The 15,174-nt window shown below is 42.4% G+C and carries 11 protein-coding genes; 5 read left to right on the top strand and 6 right to left on the bottom strand.

Annotation, left to right across the window (positions count from 1 at the left end):
* Positions 1–127: 127 nt before the first annotated feature.
* From HNQ56_RS02465 to HNQ56_RS02440, 6 genes are all read right to left on the bottom strand, one after another.
* Positions 128–2,101 (bottom strand): right-handed parallel beta-helix repeat-containing protein, encoded by a 1,974-nt coding sequence (locus HNQ56_RS02465; protein ID WP_429142412.1) that lies wholly within the window; start codon positions 2,099–2,101, stop codon positions 128–130.
* A 90-nt stretch (positions 2,102–2,191) separates the two neighbouring features.
* Positions 2,192–3,964 (bottom strand): sugar ABC transporter substrate-binding protein, encoded by a 1,773-nt coding sequence (locus HNQ56_RS02460; RefSeq protein ID WP_429142410.1) that lies wholly within the window; start codon positions 3,962–3,964, stop codon positions 2,192–2,194.
* A gap of 39 nt (positions 3,965–4,003) precedes the next feature.
* Positions 4,004–4,921, bottom strand: a complete 918-nt coding sequence (locus tag HNQ56_RS02455) for a carbohydrate ABC transporter permease (protein ID WP_429143002.1) — start codon at positions 4,919–4,921, stop codon at positions 4,004–4,006.
* A gap of 39 nt (positions 4,922–4,960) precedes the next feature.
* Positions 4,961–5,890, bottom strand: coding sequence for an ABC transporter permease subunit (locus HNQ56_RS02450; RefSeq protein WP_429142408.1), 930 nt, complete (start codon positions 5,888–5,890; stop codon positions 4,961–4,963).
* A gap of 246 nt (positions 5,891–6,136) precedes the next feature.
* Complete coding sequence (locus HNQ56_RS02445) at positions 6,137–6,904, bottom strand: AraC family transcriptional regulator (RefSeq protein WP_429142406.1); 768 nt, start codon at positions 6,902–6,904, stop codon at positions 6,137–6,139.
* Positions 6,905–7,218: 314 nt separating this feature from the next.
* Positions 7,219–8,637 carry a family 43 glycosylhydrolase gene (locus HNQ56_RS02440; protein WP_429142404.1) on the bottom strand — a complete coding sequence of 473 codons (1,419 nt, stop codon included), beginning with the start codon at positions 8,635–8,637 and terminating at the stop codon, positions 7,219–7,221.
* A 302-nt stretch (positions 8,638–8,939) separates the two neighbouring features.
* Between HNQ56_RS02440 and HNQ56_RS02435 the strand changes: the two genes are divergently transcribed.
* From HNQ56_RS02435 to HNQ56_RS02415, 5 genes are all read left to right on the top strand, one after another.
* Positions 8,940–9,668, top strand: a complete 729-nt coding sequence (locus HNQ56_RS02435; protein ID WP_429142402.1) for a ThuA domain-containing protein — start codon at positions 8,940–8,942, stop codon at positions 9,666–9,668.
* Between the two features lie 262 nt (positions 9,669–9,930).
* Positions 9,931–11,928, top strand: a complete 1,998-nt coding sequence (locus tag HNQ56_RS02430; protein WP_429142400.1) for an ABC transporter substrate-binding protein — start codon at positions 9,931–9,933, stop codon at positions 11,926–11,928.
* Between the two features lie 98 nt (positions 11,929–12,026).
* A complete protein-coding gene (locus HNQ56_RS02425) occupies positions 12,027–13,028 on the top strand; it encodes an ABC transporter permease (RefSeq protein ID WP_429142397.1) in 1,002 nt (333 codons plus the stop codon).
* Positions 13,028–14,155, top strand: a complete 1,128-nt coding sequence (locus tag HNQ56_RS02420; protein WP_429142395.1) for an ABC transporter permease — start codon at positions 13,028–13,030, stop codon at positions 14,153–14,155. Before HNQ56_RS02425 ends, HNQ56_RS02420 begins: the two co-directional genes overlap by 1 nt.
* 14 nt (positions 14,156–14,169) lie before the next feature.
* Entirely contained in the window at positions 14,170–15,174 is a 1,005-nt protein-coding gene (locus tag HNQ56_RS02415) for an ABC transporter ATP-binding protein (protein WP_429142393.1), read from the top strand.

Below are 15,174 nucleotides of genomic sequence, written 5' to 3'. Positions count from 1 at the left end.
CCATTCAGATATTGACTTCCACCCATCTCATATTGAGGTTCATATAGGAAAAATGGATACGAGGTTCCTATGACCGCAGGCCCATGATACTGCCTTGCCTCTTCTTTATACCGCTTTTTGAAGCCGCCTACAAAGAGCTTTCCTGATGTCTGATATCAATATTGATCACCATCGAGTCCTCTAATTCTGAAAAAGGTCCGGGAAGCCTTTGCTTTCCTTCTGTCTCAATGCCAAAATAATCATTGGGTACCAATTCACAGGAATCGACTTGGTTTATCAGGGTTACTTCGTTTAAATCAGGCTTCCGGCCTTTTTTAAACGGCATTATATTCCCCTGAGAAGATGGTTTCTTAATAGTAAAGGTATACTTTTCCGTATCAACAGATACCTCCAGCCTGCCTTCTGATGAGTTGAGATCAAAACCATAAAACTCTTTCCAGGCAGAAAGGTCCAGACAGGCCTCCGGAGCGGGATATAAAACCCTCAGATATCCCCCCGGCATGTTCAGAAACAGATTGCCGTCCGATTTATTCTTATCCGTCGGGAACTTAATTGCGGCCTCACCGCAATCATAAAATATATTATTATATATTCCTGCATCACGTGAGGTACCCCCGCGGCCTGCCCGGTCAATTCTGAATGCCACGGTTTTAGAGAAATAGCCTGCACTTCTGCATTTTCCTATAAAGTTATTTACAATCCGAAGATGATCCGTGCCCTCGCCATAGACAGCATAGCCGTTCACCGGACTGTTTTCCTCCATCTTATACCACCCGGAGGAACCCGGCTCTGACGACAGCAGGGCTTCGTCAAAACGGCCTTCGATATTCCAGAAGATATTATTATCAATCAAATTGACACCATCCCGGCTGCATTCTATAAATATGGCTTCCCGCTGCTGAATACCGTCAAGGAAAAGATTGGACGTAATACGATTGTTTTCATTTGCAACATCCAGCCATAGGTGATCTGCACGCATCGTCCTGGTAAATATATTCCTTCTGATCAGGCTATTGCGGCAGCAATGAGCCTTCATGCCCCCCGCTTCCCAGGAAAGCTCCATCTTCTGCCATCCGGTTCCCTTAATCAGATTATCCTCAATCAGAATATTCACAACAAATAACGCAGCAATAGCGCATACCCCTGCATCATAAATTTTGCAGTTCCGTATAATATCATATCCCAATATCTGATCTGTCTCCATGGTATGATGCCAGCATTCATTTCCAATATCTATGCCTACCGCGTTAGACCAGTCAATGGTGCAATCCTCGATAATCCAATGGTGTCCCCGGTATGCTGATATCGCTCCCCTTTGAGGTACCGGAGCCCCTGTGGCGGCATGGGAACAGATAAGTCCCTTGACCTTGATATAAGATAAAAACGGTATCTCCGGCGCAAAGCACTGCTCACGGCAAGTCAGCTCAATCAGGTGATTCTCAGGGCAGTCATCATTCTCAAGCCTAAAGTGAATGGTTTGACCATTGGCCTCTACCCAGTATGAGCCGGGTATCCGGGACATATGATGATAGAGAGGAACCTGAACCAAAGGCTTTCCGTCACAGAAAACCATACCACGGCGGTTTAAGTACGTAGTCATATCTGTTTTATCATATTCAATGAATAATCTGTCATGCAGTATATTCACTGCACAAAAAGGATTATAACCTCGAAAAACATCCGGATTCAACTTCGTTTCCCATATCTGGGGAGTGAATTCCGATTTTTCATCCCACGGTTCAGCGCTCTTCCTCCAGCCTTCGCTTTTTTTAAACGTTTCTGCAATCTCGGAAGCCTTAATAACTACTGCTTCTCTATTATAATTTTCATATATAATCATCTTGTCCGGGCCTTCCCCTCCTCTGGCAGGACGGACACACTCCCGGTAAATTCCTTCATGAATGAGCACTCGGGTACCGGGTGCCGCTATGGCTGCAGCAGCATTTATTGTTTTAAAAGGACGCTGAAAGCTGCCGTCATTTTCATCGGAAGCTTCCGAATGGTTTGCGGATACATGAAGCTCGCGGGTGTATTCTGCCGCAACCTCCCAGCTGGTAAAAAAGCTCCCGTCAGGAAGACGTGAAGTAAGATCTTTGCTCATATAACCTCCTTATCCAATGAAAGGGGGGTACTGCACCCAGCCCCCCTTTACACTTAAAGTAACAAAAGTGCTACTCTTTTTGTTCCTTGATTAATTTGCTGCCAATGCCTTTGCTCTTTCATCCACAAGCGCCTTATACTTATTCTTATCAAACTCTACCAGGGTAACCCAGTCAAAGCCCTTTAAGTCTTCCTTCAGATTGTTCCATATCTTGTCAAACTCAGCCTGGTCTTTCGCAAAAATCATCTTCCAGGAAGCATCGCATACTAACGGCTTGCAATTACTTCTAATCAGCGATATATCGGTGGAGTCCGGTACCAGATTAACATTTACAAAGGGAACGACACTTATAGTGCCTGTCTTAGTCAAATAAGCAACCGGGTTCTCTGCACCAAATCTCTCACCCCACTCTTTTATTGTAGTGGTTTTCGCCTTTTCAACCTCTGCGGGCCAATACATTGACGAATAAGTTGTATTGTTCAAAGGGTTCTTTGAGATTCCGGCTACCATCCATTGATTAATTTGGAGCATTCCATCTGCATACAGACCGCCTCCAAACTCTTCCGGTACAGGTGAATTATCCATCAGAGCAGTCTCACCTGCGGCGGTACGAACAAAACCGTTACCATCCGGGGCATTCTCATAGGTAAAGCCATAGATACCTCCATGGATTGCCTCAAGTCCTTCCGGGCTGGACATCCAATCCAAGAGCATCATAACTCTTTCTTTTTTCGCGGGATCATTGGTTCCGCAGGCAAATGCCCTGCCGCTTCCAAAGTAAGGATCTGAGGGTTGGTATATTGACATATCGGCAATCGGCGCCATAATATAGTTTTCACGATTATTACCGCGTCCTGTTGTATTCCAGAAACCCTGCTGCCAGTCATTCCAGATAAGAAATGCACGCTTGGAATTGAACTTATTATTAACCGAATCCCAGTTCTGTGTTCCCGAGTCGGGATCGACAACCCCTGCCTGGTTTGCATCAAAATAGAATTGGAGGATCTTACGGTATGCACCGTTGTCATCTGTCAGCTCAAGCATATTTCCCTTTGCATCCAACAGAATAGAACCGTTTACCTCCTGCCCGTACCACTTGGTAAGCTGATTTACATTCTCGATGGAGGTACCGTCCCAGTCAGGCCAAAGTGTGATACCATAGCTCGGGTCTCCTGCCGCATTGGTCGGATGTTTATCCTGAATGGCCCGAAGTACCGATACCAGATCCTTAAGATTCTTCATCTCCGGAGCGCCGACCTCTGCATAATAATCCCAGGGAATCGTCGGTGCAACACCCGGAATCGTCGGAGAGAAGGTAGTCGGGCTTGTATTGGCCATCTCACAAGGCCATGCATAATAGGAGCCCTCAGCGGTCCCTTCCAGGGAAGCATTATAGTAATCTAACTGGGTCTTGAACATTTCATAGGAAGTTAATTTCTTCATTTCCTCGGTAATGTCAACGATAAGTCCCGATTTAATGCAGGCTTGAATATCCGCATTATCAAGAACTACCAGATCACCCAGAAATCCTGCTGCGGAACGTGCCGCGAATATATCGCCGCCTGCCACCTGAGGGGCAATAATATTAAGGGTTATATTGAACTTTTCCTTTAAAATCTTTGCAGTCCATCCCGGCTGCTCTCCCTGAAAGTTTGCAGGCTGGGAATACACTTCCAGAGTCATTGGCGCTAAATCGGACGGTGCCTTTGTAGCCTCAGGCTCATTCTCTCCGCTTGAGGTGGGAGTATTGGTTCCTGAATTGGGGTCTGATTTCTGGCCTTCCTTCTTTGTGCACGCCGTAGCCAGCATAGAAAGCACCAGCACGGCAGCCATAATAACGGTGAGCTTTTTCTTTAATCTCATTTTTTCTCCTCCTTAAATAGATAATGCATTTCTATTTTGCTATCCCTTAACTGCACCGATCATGATCCCCTTTACAAAAAACCTTTGAAACATAGGATAGATCAGCAGTATGGGTAAAGCCACAATAATTGTCACTGTCATTCTGATCGATGTTTGCGTTTGAGCATTTGCAACCATAGCTTCCGCACTGCCGGAGGTGGCGTTGATGATCGCAGACAAGGATTGTGATGACTGTAAATATCTATACAGAATAAATTGAAGCGTGTAATATTTCTCTTGGGTCATAAGCAGCAAAGTATCTTGAAATGAATTCCACTGTCCGACTGCCGCAAATATTGCAATGGTTGCCAGTATCGGCTTGGAAATAGGTAAAATAATCTTAAAAAAGATTTTCAGAACACCGGCTCCGTCACAATCTGCCGCCTCCTGCAATTCTTTCGGCAGAGATTCTATATATGTTTTCGTTAGTATGATATAAAAGGGAGAAACCACGGCAGGTAAAATATATCCCCAAAAATTATTGGTCAGCTTCAGATTCATCATGGTCAGGTACCAGGGAATAATACCTGCATTGAAATACATGGTTATTACTACAACGCGATACCAAAGCTTCCTTTTCCACATCGTTTCCCGCGTAAACATATATCCCAGGAATGCCGCGAACAGTACAATCATCACTGTCCCGATGACTGTTCTTGAAACAGATATGAATGCAGCCTGACCCAAGCCCGGGATTTTAAAGGCATCCATATAGTTTTGAAGGTGCATCTCCCTTGGAAGCCAGATAATGGCTCCCTTTTCACTTAATTTATTGTTACTGATGGTATTAATAAAAATATAATAAAACGGATAAGCACAGACAAATGCAAACAAGGTAAAGATGGTATAGGTTGCCACATCCAGGATACGGTCACCAATGGAATGACTTTTTATTTTATTTCGTTTATCCCCTATCATAATAATTTTTCTTCTTGCCATCGCTATGTCGACTCCTTTTTAAATAATACTTTGCTTACGTACTATTTTAGAAAATGTGTTAGCGCCAAACAACAGCACCAGACTAACAATGCTCTTCAGCATGCTTAGTGCTGTCGATACAGAATAAACAGGCGGCTTACTGGTGGAGAGGTTATAGACGTAGAGATCCAGAACCTGTATATACTCCCTGTTCCAGGAATTCTGAAAAACAAAATATTGCTCCATACCATTATTCAAAAAATTAGATATATTCAAGAGTAATAGTACGAAAAAGGTAGGCAGCAGGCTGGGTATCGTAATATGCCAGATACTTTTCAGGCGCGTTGCACCATCCACCCTTGCAGCTTCATACATTTCTTCATCAATGCCGGCTATGGCTGCGATATACATAATTGCCGCCCAGCCAAGATTCTTCCAGGTAAGCCACAGCCACATCTTCAACCACATATGATCGCTTGATTTCATAAAATCAATCGGCCTGGAAATCAACCCCAGACTCTGAGCCACCGTATTGAACATGCCGGTATTGCTCATTAAGAGGAATGCGACTGAATAAACTAAAACCCAGCTTATAAAGTTCGGAAGTGTAGTAACTGTTTGTACAAATTTTCGAAAGGGTGTCCACTTTATTTCATTAAGAAATATAGCAAAAAACATTGGGAGCCATGAGAATGCAAGGGAGATGCCGCTCATGGCAAATGTATTTCTCAATACTTCAAGGGTTTGTTTGATGTAGGATTTACTCTGAAAGAGAATCTTAAACCATTTTAAGCCCGCAAAGGAATCCCAGGAAAAGGGCAAGGGCGGTTGATAATCAAAAAAAGAATAGATCCAACCGTAAAGCGGATAATATGAGAAAACTGCTACAAGTAGCAAAAATGGTGTAATGAGTAAAAATTCTTTGTAACCTCGTATTTTCTTTCTATTGCTGATCGTTTTCGTTTTCATTTCTCCTCCTCGCTGATGCATTAGAATTGCTTGCCAGCCGATATAATGCCAATGGCTCCGGTTTATTAAGTATTACTAATGATCTAGTTTATCATTCTCTGGATCATATGTAATAGTGCATCACAAAACTCTATTATCCCTGCATTTTGTTGTAAGATATGAATATACTATGCGATTTTACTTCCATTTTCAATGATATATATATCGTAGTTAATGATGCATCTTCACATTGTTTTTCCCTTTGCTCTACTTATTCCGGCTGTTTCGGAAATGATTCGGAGTGCTTCCGGTTACTTTTTTAAATTGACGGAAAAAATGCTCTGTATTCCGATATCCGCACAAGGATGCAATCTCAGCTATCGTATAGCGATGATATAACAAATATTTTTTTGCCAGGTCGATTCGGCTGTTGATCACATCCTCCATACAGTTAACACCAAAGGTTTTTTTGTACAAATCCTCCAGATATCCGACGCTGATATTCAATTTGTCTGCCATCTGCGTAACCGCCCAATTTTCATTGGGCTTCTGGTATATTTCCTGTTTTAACTCGCACAAACTTTTGTATAGAGGACTTATTTGCTTATAGTTATAAGATTCCAAAAGCTTATAAAATAATGTTCTTAATAAACCGTCTATCGTAATATCCTTATAAGCATTATTCATAATATGCTCTGTAACAAGCAGTTGGAAAAGCTTGTGGCAATAAGAAGGATCGTGAACTGCAAAGGGTATCCCGCTGGGCAGCGGAGATGCGATAACATAGGGTTCATCGGTATCAAACCGTATCCAATCATTGGAATATTGTCTTGCACAAGCCCGGTAATATATCTTTTGCTTCGGTTTATACAGGACTGCACAATTGGGAGGATATTCCTGATATTCATTATCCACATAAAATACAGCCGGGGTATGTGTCAGTACCAGCAGCCAGCAGTCATGTCCTTCGGGAACATCAAATTCAAATGTTTCCGAATGTGTGGCATCATATTCAACGTATCTGATATGATTCATAGTCACCTTCCTTTCTTACAAAGCTCCATACAGAATAGATATATATCCATAAAACGATACCTCATTTTAGCATATATGCACAAATAATAATTCATGCAAATTATATCAAAAACCACTACAAAGTATATATGTGCATAATCTGTAGTGGTTTCATCTCTTTTTTTATTTATTTTTACCAATTGCTTGTAAATTCGGCAAAAGTGTCCGCATCCCGAATAATAATGACGTATTTTCATGTTTTTATGATCTATTTAAAGCTGTGTCATAGATTAAAATTGATGCGCTTATTCAACAGGAAAACCAATAATTGGTATTTATATGCCCAATGTAAAAGAAGCCAGACTCGCGCTTCCCTGACCGGTATAAGTAAAATACAATGCATGAATACCATCCGGAATTTTAATATCAGCCGCATATTCCTTCCATACATTTGAGAACTCAACGGATATTTTACCCAATACCGCTCCGTCCCAGGAAGTTCTCACCTCAAAATCGCCGCGGCAATATCCCCGTACCTTTATTTTGACTGTGTTGATCCCGCTGCAGTTAAAATATTTAAAGCCTGCCGTAGCAGAAGCTTTCATATTTGCAATATAGCCGATTTCTTCATCACCATCTTTTCCATCCTGGGTTATTTTAGGAAATTGATTGTCCATCCAGGAACCGGTAAAATCGGTATAAATCGATTCCTTACTGCAGAACAGATTACAGGCCAGATATGCAGGATACTCTCCGCAGCCATTCAAAGGTCCGTTATTGGAACCGCAGGAGGTCATTTCCACTTGGGGAATCCTTCCATCCTCCAGAAATTCGATCCGTTCCATACAACCCTGTCTGCTGAAATTGGTTCCATTGGTATGTCTGTGATAAAAGATATACCAGGCTCCGTCTATCTCAACGATACTGCCATGATTATTGCCGCCGTAATACATAGGCTTCTCTGCGGGTTTGTAAGAATCGATATGCAGGTCATTGTTACTTACTATCACACCCTTATAAACAAAATCTTTTGTAGGAAACCGGCTGGTGGCATAACATAATTCATGCATCACTACCGAGGAATAAATAAAGTAATAGAGATCGCCCCGTTTTCGGATAGAAGGTGCCTCAAAGAACTCGTGTCCTTCATAACCGCTGCCCTTGCTGTAAGGTTCACTGGGAACGATTATAACCGGGTCCTCGATTATGGTAAGCATGTCCGGGCCAAGCACGGTTGCCATTGCTCCTGTTCTTGATCTGTCACCCCTGCCGCAAAAGCCTGTATAAAGATAGGTTCTGTCACCTTCGGTCAGCACTCCGGGATCAAATTGCGGTTCATCGCCTTCCCTCTCCCCCAGTCTGGTCCCGTCAGAATAATGAACATACCCGTAAAATTCAAATCTGCCGGTTGGCTTATCGTTCACAGCAACGGACACAACAGAACGTTTGCTATCAACATAGAACAGATAATATCTGCCGTCCGGTCCTACCGAAACATCCGGTGCATACAGGCAGCTGTCCCGGTCATCATTGTTTTCTACATCCTCCGTCTTGTAAATAATTCCTTCATACCGCCAGTCGGACAGATCGTTTACGGGTGCCGACCAGGTGACATAATCATTCAAGCAATATGCGTACCCGTTAAAACGATCATGAGAGCCGTAAATATAGACTCTGCCATTAAATACATAAGGCTCGCCGTCGGGTATATATTCCCAGGATGGAAGGTACGGATTAACCCCTTGTTTTCTCATTATTCTACACTCCTTTATTCAATAATCTGTTGATTGCTATGATTACTATTTTAATAAGTATTGATGATTAAAACAATGATATATACTGAGCATATAATGAACTATTTTTAGAAAGCGTTCCGATATTGCTACTTTATGGTGATTATTAGAAGGGTTAAAGTCAATAAATAAAATTTATAATTATGGCACTTATTTTATAATTGATATATAATACAAATTGCCGGAAGCTGCTTTTTACTTCCGATATGGTTTTCTGATATCAGCAGAAAAAATATGGATAGAACAGGGAAAGGAGCTTGTATATGAGTAAGATAAGAGTAACGGTATGGAATGAATATTTGCATGAAATCGAACTGGAAGAGGTTGCGAAAATCTACCCCCAGGGAATACATGGATGTATTGCCGGATTTTTAAGGGAGGCAGGCTATGATACCAGGACGGCTGTTCTGAGACAGCCGGAGCACGGGCTCACCAAAGAGGTACTGGATGAGACCGACGTGCTGATCTGGTGGGGACACGCGGCTCACCATGAAGTGCAGGATGAGATTGTGGATCGTGTCCATGAATATGTTACCATGAAAGGAATGGGGTTAATTGTACTGCATTCGGGGCATGCCTCAAAAATATTCCAGAAGCTTTGCGGAATGGATACCGGTCTGCTGAAATGGCGGGAGGACGGACAGAAGGAGATTCTCTGGGTGACAGATCCCTCCCATCCCATTGCCAGGGGGCTGGATGAGAAGATCATCATACCTGCCGAGGAGATGTATGGGGAGCATTTTAACATTCCTGCGCCGGATGCCCAGGTCTTTATCAGTTGGTTCCAGGGCGGGGAAGTGTTCCGCAGCGGATGCTGCTTCCACCGCGGAAGGGGAAAGATATTCTACTTCAGACCCGGACATGAATCCTTCCCGGTATATCATATGCCGGAAATACAGAAGGTGATTATCAATGCGGTGGATTGGGCACATACCCCGAAGCTGCCTGAATTTACTTACGGAAATACCAAGCCGGTGGTAACCTTTTCATAACAGGATACCCCTTAAAAAACAGAATAACAGCCCCCCTTGGCTTTGCGGCAGTTCAAAAGCCAGGGGACTGTTATTCTGTTTTTTAAATATGCACAAAACAATATATTAAAACTTCAATTAATATACAATATAACGAATAAAATAGCAAGAAATACAATGTATCCCGTCCGATATAGCAAATAGTGCGTAGATTATTCGCTCTATGATTGTTATTATATAACCATAATAAAGGCTAAATCATTTTATTAAAGGAGGAAGATTTATGAAGAAAAAATGGGTTACAGTTTTATCATTTTTATGTGTAGCAATGCTGTTATTTACAGCATGCAAAAAGCCAGATACGCCCTCGGATAATCCGGAACCGCAAAAGAAGGATGAGGCTACGGCAGCCCCTACCAAGGCGCCGGAGGTTACCGTTGATCCGGCAGAGCTTTCACAATTTAAAGAAGCTCCCATGCTTTCAGAATTAGTGAAAAGCGAAGCTATTCCTGTTGTAGAAGAACGTCTTCCAAAGACAGAGGATATTATGGTTGAACCCACTGAAAGCATCGGTGTATACGGCGGAAGCTTAAATCGTACTCTTTCCAGCGCGGGAAATAAGTCCTGGGCTACCGGCAAGCCAATTGAAGAAGGTTTATTCCGGTTCAGGGAGGATGGTACCGTAGAACCTAACGTTGCAAAAGGCTATGATGTAAATGATGACGCAACTGTTTACACCATTTACCTGCGCGAAGGTATGAAATGGTCTGACGGTGTGCCTTTTACTTCAGATGACTGCATCTTTTTCTACGAACACATGGCCTTAAAAGAAACCTTCGGCAAGGCTTTATGGGATTGCTTTAAGGCAGAGGATGGAAGCATCGCCAAATTTGCGAAGGTAGATGATTATACCTTTACGGTATCCTTTGATATAACAAGACCTAATTTTATTGAAAACGTCGCTATTAATGCAAAATGGCTCTATGCACCGGCACATTATCACAAAGAGATACTTGCTGAATTTGTAGGCGAGGAAAAAATGGAGGCGTTAGCAACCTCATTAGGTTATGCGGATGCAGCGACTATGGGTCAATATACAGGATATTACTTCTGGAATATTCCCGGACTTCCTACTTTAAATCCTTATATCCTTTCAACGGAGGAAGGAAAGAGTGATGTAACGGGTACTTATTTTGAATTTGTTCGTAATCCATACTATTGGAAGGTAGATTCCGAGGGAAACCAGCTTCCCTATATGGATAAAATAGCATATACTCTGGTTTCTGCAGAAGGTGACCAGGAATTACTGAACCTGTTGGATGGTACTTCTGATATGATGGCAGTGTCCAGGGCAGATATTGTTAACATACAGGCAAGAGGTAATATTACAATTAATACCTGGAGCTCCGTAGCATGGAGTGATATGGCTTCCCAGCTTCAATTAAACCAAACTGTGAATGATTTAAAGAAGAGAGCACTGTTTGCAGAAAAGGATTTCCGTCAGGCTCTTTCCATCGCAGTGGACAGAACAGAGGTTGCCGCACTTCTCACAGAAGGCTGGATACCAGGGGCACAGGCGGCTCCCCAGGAAGGTCTTTTAGGATATAGTGAAGCATGGAAGCGTAAATGGACGGAATATGACGTGGCAAAAGCAAAATCTCTGTTAGAAGGCTTAGGCTTAGTGATGGGCGCGGACGGATTTTATGATTTTGCCGACGGAACAGATCTGGTTATTAATATGAAAGGCTTTACCGGCTCAGGTGCCAATGAAGCTTATGTCATTCTTGAATCTTATTTTAAAGCAGCAGGTATTAATACAACCTTTAGGGATTACGAAAGAGCAACCTTGGATAATGATTTATTAGCAAATGATTATGACTGTATTCTAGGACCGGTTGCACCCGCGTCAACCATGAGTATTATTCTAAGACCGGATACCATCGTTCCCGTAAGAAACTATGCCGCATGGTACGGCTTAGTGGGTGAATGGTATACCACCAAAGGCGCATCCGGCGTAGAACCTACGGGAGATTTACTTGAGCTGTGCAACCTGTATGATAAACTGAAAGCAGCAGTTACAGAAGAAGAACAGCTTAAAATCGCATTGGAGATGCTGAAATTACATGAAGAAAATGTATGGATTATCGGATATGTAGATGCAGCTCCCACCTATCATGCGGTAAATGATAGAATTAAGAATTTTCCCCAGACTTCTGTTTGGAGCGATGAGTTCCGTGATTTAGGCATCGGACATATCCAGACATGGTATATTGCTGAATAATGAATGAATAACAAGGGGCTGTTGCAATTTTATCCACCTATTGCAATGGCCCCGATGACGAAAAGAAGCAGGTCGGCTTTGGAAGGACAGGTAATTATATGGTACAATATATCCTTAAGAGAATTTCATTATTTATTCCAACCTTAATACTCATATCTCTTATTATCTTTTTTGTTATTCAACTGCCGCCGGGGGATTATGTGAACAGCTTAATATCTGCCAGAACGGCAGAGGGCGAAGTGTTTACAGCAGAAGAAATAGCCCAGTGGAGAGAGTATTATGGTTTAGACGATCCCTGGCATGTACAATATTTTAATTGGACCAAAAATATTATTACAAAAGGGGATTTCGGCTACTCCTTCATTTATGGTCAGCCGGTTTGGGCGGTTATCTCAAGAACTGTCGGGATGACAATTGTATTAACTCTTATTATAACCATTTTTCAATATGGAATTTCTATTCCCATTGCAATTTACAGCTCTACCCATCAATATTCCATCGGAGACTACATCGTTTCATTTATCGGTTTTTTCGGCCAGGCAGTTCCCAACTTCCTTCTTGCCATTGTACTGATGTATTGGTCCTTTCAAATGACGGGAAGTGCAAACCTGGGGTTATATTCCACAGAAATGCTTCAAAATGGAATTCATTTTTATAACCTGGGAGAGTTTTTAAAACGTCTTATCATACCGGTAATTGTAATTGGTACTGCCAGTACCTGCGGTATTATAAGAACTATAAGAGCGCAGATGCTGGATGAGCAGTCAAAGCAGTATGTATTGGCGGCAAGGTCAAAAGGCATTTCAGAAAAGGTTATTATCTATAAATACTGCTTACGGGCTTCCTTAAATCCCGTGGTATCCGGTATCGGAGGAATGCTTTCCCATTTGTTTTCCGGCTCAACCGTAACAGCCATGGTTTTAAACCTTCAGATTTTAGGGCCTGAGCTGTTAAAGGCATTGAAAGCACAGGATATGTACCTGGCAGGAACCATCGTTATGGTTCAGGCAGTTTTAGTAGTGGCAGGAACCCTATTATCCGATATTATGCTGGCCTGGCTGGATCCAAGAATCAGATATACCGCAGGGAGGGATGAATAATGGTATTTGGAAAAAAGAAAGTAAATAAAAGTGAATCCTATTATTTAGCTTCCCAATGGACTCTTATGGCAAGAAAGCTAAGAAAACATAAGCTTGCTAAAATTAGTATGTGGATTTTAGGATTATTATATATCGGTGTTATTTTTGCAGGCTTTATTGCCCCTTACGGATTAGAGGATTACGACAAAACATATCAAAACACAGCTCCCTCTAAAATTCATCTTTTTCATGAAGGAGAATTCGTCGGCCCTTTTGTATATTCCGTAAAAAAATATAATAATCCCGAAACCTTCCGTGTGGAAATCACGGAGGACACTTCCGAATATTACAAATTAAAGCTCTTTGTCAGAGGCGGAGAATATAAGATATTAGGTTTGATTCAGTCTAATATCCATTTATTCGGCACAAGTACAGGCTCTGCCGGCGGCACCGGGGGCAAGGTTATGCTCTTTGGGTCCGACCAGCTGGGAAGAGATATCTTTTCAAGAATACTTTACGGAAGCCAGATCTCTCTAACCATTCCCTTTGCCAGTGCAGCCATAAGCTTTGTACTGGGTATTACCATCGGCAGTATTTCAGGATATTTCGGCGGAGTCATTGACAACGTGATACAGCGGATTATAGAAGTAATCGGAGCGATTCCCAGCATCCCTTTATGGATGGCAATGTCAGCGGCCATTCCGGCAGGTATTTCAACCATCCAGATGTATCTGTTTATTACGGTCATTCTCTCTCTGATCAATTGGTGCGGTATCGCCAGAGTCGTTCGCGGTAAATTTATGTCTTTAAAAAATGAGGACTATGTTATGGCGGCAAGAATCGCCGGAGTTAGGGACGGAGTCATCATATTAAAGCATTTAGTTCCCGGATTCTTAAGCTATTTGATTGTTAGTATTACCCTTAGCATTCCTTCCAGTATTATCGGTGAAACCTCCATGAGCTTTTTGGGGCTGGGCATCCGGACTCCTGCAACAAGCTGGGGCGTATTGCTGGATGAAACCAAGAATATCGCTAACTTCTCACAATATCCTTGGAAGATGATACCGTTATTCTTCGTTATTGTTGCAGTCCTGGCATTTAACTTTTTAGGTGACGGCTTACGGGATGCGGCAGACCCATATAAGTAGACAGGAGGGATCGCTTGAATAATAAAAATGAAACCCTAATTGAAGTGCGTGACTTTAAGGTTAATATAAAATTAGACGAAGGAACCATTAATGCAGTGAGAGGTGTGAACTTTTCCATTAAAAAGGGAGAAACCCTGGGAATCGTAGGAGAATCCGGCTGTGGCAAAAGCCTTACCAGCAAAGCCATATTGGGGATTAATGAGAAAAAATGCGTGTCAGAAGGGCACATTTTCTTTGAATCCGATGAGAAAGGGATGATTGACCTGATCTCTTTAAATCCAAGGGGAAAAGAGATCCGAAATATAAGAGGAAAGCAGATTTCCATGATATTTCAGGAGCCCATGGTATCCTTCTCACCCATGTACACCATCGGCAATCAAATTAATGAGTGTACCAGACTTCATATCACAAAGGATAAAGCAAAATCCAAAGAAATATCCCTGGAGATAATGAAAAAAGTGGGGATTGCCAACGCTGAAAAAAGGTATAACCAGTACCCTCATGAATTTTCCGGCGGTATGCTTCAAAGGGCATTAATTGCCATGGCTCTTGTATGCAAACCCAAGCTTTTAATTGCCGATGAGCCTACAACGGCCCTTGATGTAACCATTCAGGCACAAATATTAGAGCTTATGAAGGAGCTTCAAAAAGAGTTCGGTATGTCCATCCTCTTTATTACCCATGACCTTGGTACGGTATCTAAAATGTGTGACAGGGTTGCTGTTATGTATCTCGGGAAAATAGTAGAGACTGCCCCCATTGATGAACTATATGAAAATCCCCAGCACCCCTATACCAAAGGGTTAATCGGTTCCGTACATAAAATCGGAACAAAGAAGACAGAAAAGCTGTTTTCCATTGAAGGAACCGTACCCCTGGCTATGAATCTTCCTCCCGGATGCGGATTCTATGACAGATGCAGCGAAAGAATCGAAGGGGTCTGCAACAAAAGGGAGCCTGTATTAACAAACGCAGGGAATCAGCACGAGGTAAGCTGCTTTGCCAGAGGAGGGATGTAA

The sequence above is a fragment of the Anaerotaenia torta genome (assembly GCF_050433395.1).
Lineage (GTDB): Bacteria > Bacillota > Clostridia > Lachnospirales > Lachnospiraceae > Mobilitalea > Mobilitalea torta.
This window is presented reverse-complemented; position numbering and strand designations above follow the sequence as displayed.

What these genes read in the sequence shown, in the direction of transcription:
- HNQ56_RS02455 (WP_429143002.1), bottom strand. Translation starts at nt 4,921, where the DNA reads ATGATAGGGGATAAACGAAATAAAATAAAAAGTCATTCCATTGGTGAC.
- HNQ56_RS02465 (WP_429142412.1), bottom strand. Translation starts at nt 2,101, where the DNA reads ATGAGCAAAGATCTTACTTCACGTCTTCCTGACGGGAGCTTTTTTACC.
- HNQ56_RS02430 (WP_429142400.1), top strand. Translation starts at nt 9,931, where the DNA reads ATGAAGAAAAAATGGGTTACAGTTTTATCATTTTTATGTGTAGCAATG.
- HNQ56_RS02425 (WP_429142397.1), top strand. Translation starts at nt 12,027, where the DNA reads ATGGTACAATATATCCTTAAGAGAATTTCATTATTTATTCCAACCTTA.
- HNQ56_RS02435 (WP_429142402.1), top strand. Translation starts at nt 8,940, where the DNA reads ATGAGTAAGATAAGAGTAACGGTATGGAATGAATATTTGCATGAAATC.
- HNQ56_RS02445 (WP_429142406.1), bottom strand. Translation starts at nt 6,904, where the DNA reads ATGAATCATATCAGATACGTTGAATATGATGCCACACATTCGGAAACA.
- HNQ56_RS02460 (WP_429142410.1), bottom strand. Translation starts at nt 3,964, where the DNA reads ATGAGATTAAAGAAAAAGCTCACCGTTATTATGGCTGCCGTGCTGGTG.
- HNQ56_RS02440 (WP_429142404.1), bottom strand. Translation starts at nt 8,637, where the DNA reads ATGAGAAAACAAGGGGTTAATCCGTACCTTCCATCCTGGGAATATATA.
- HNQ56_RS02450 (WP_429142408.1), bottom strand. Translation starts at nt 5,890, where the DNA reads ATGAAAACGAAAACGATCAGCAATAGAAAGAAAATACGAGGTTACAAA.
- HNQ56_RS02420 (WP_429142395.1), top strand. Translation starts at nt 13,028, where the DNA reads ATGGTATTTGGAAAAAAGAAAGTAAATAAAAGTGAATCCTATTATTTA.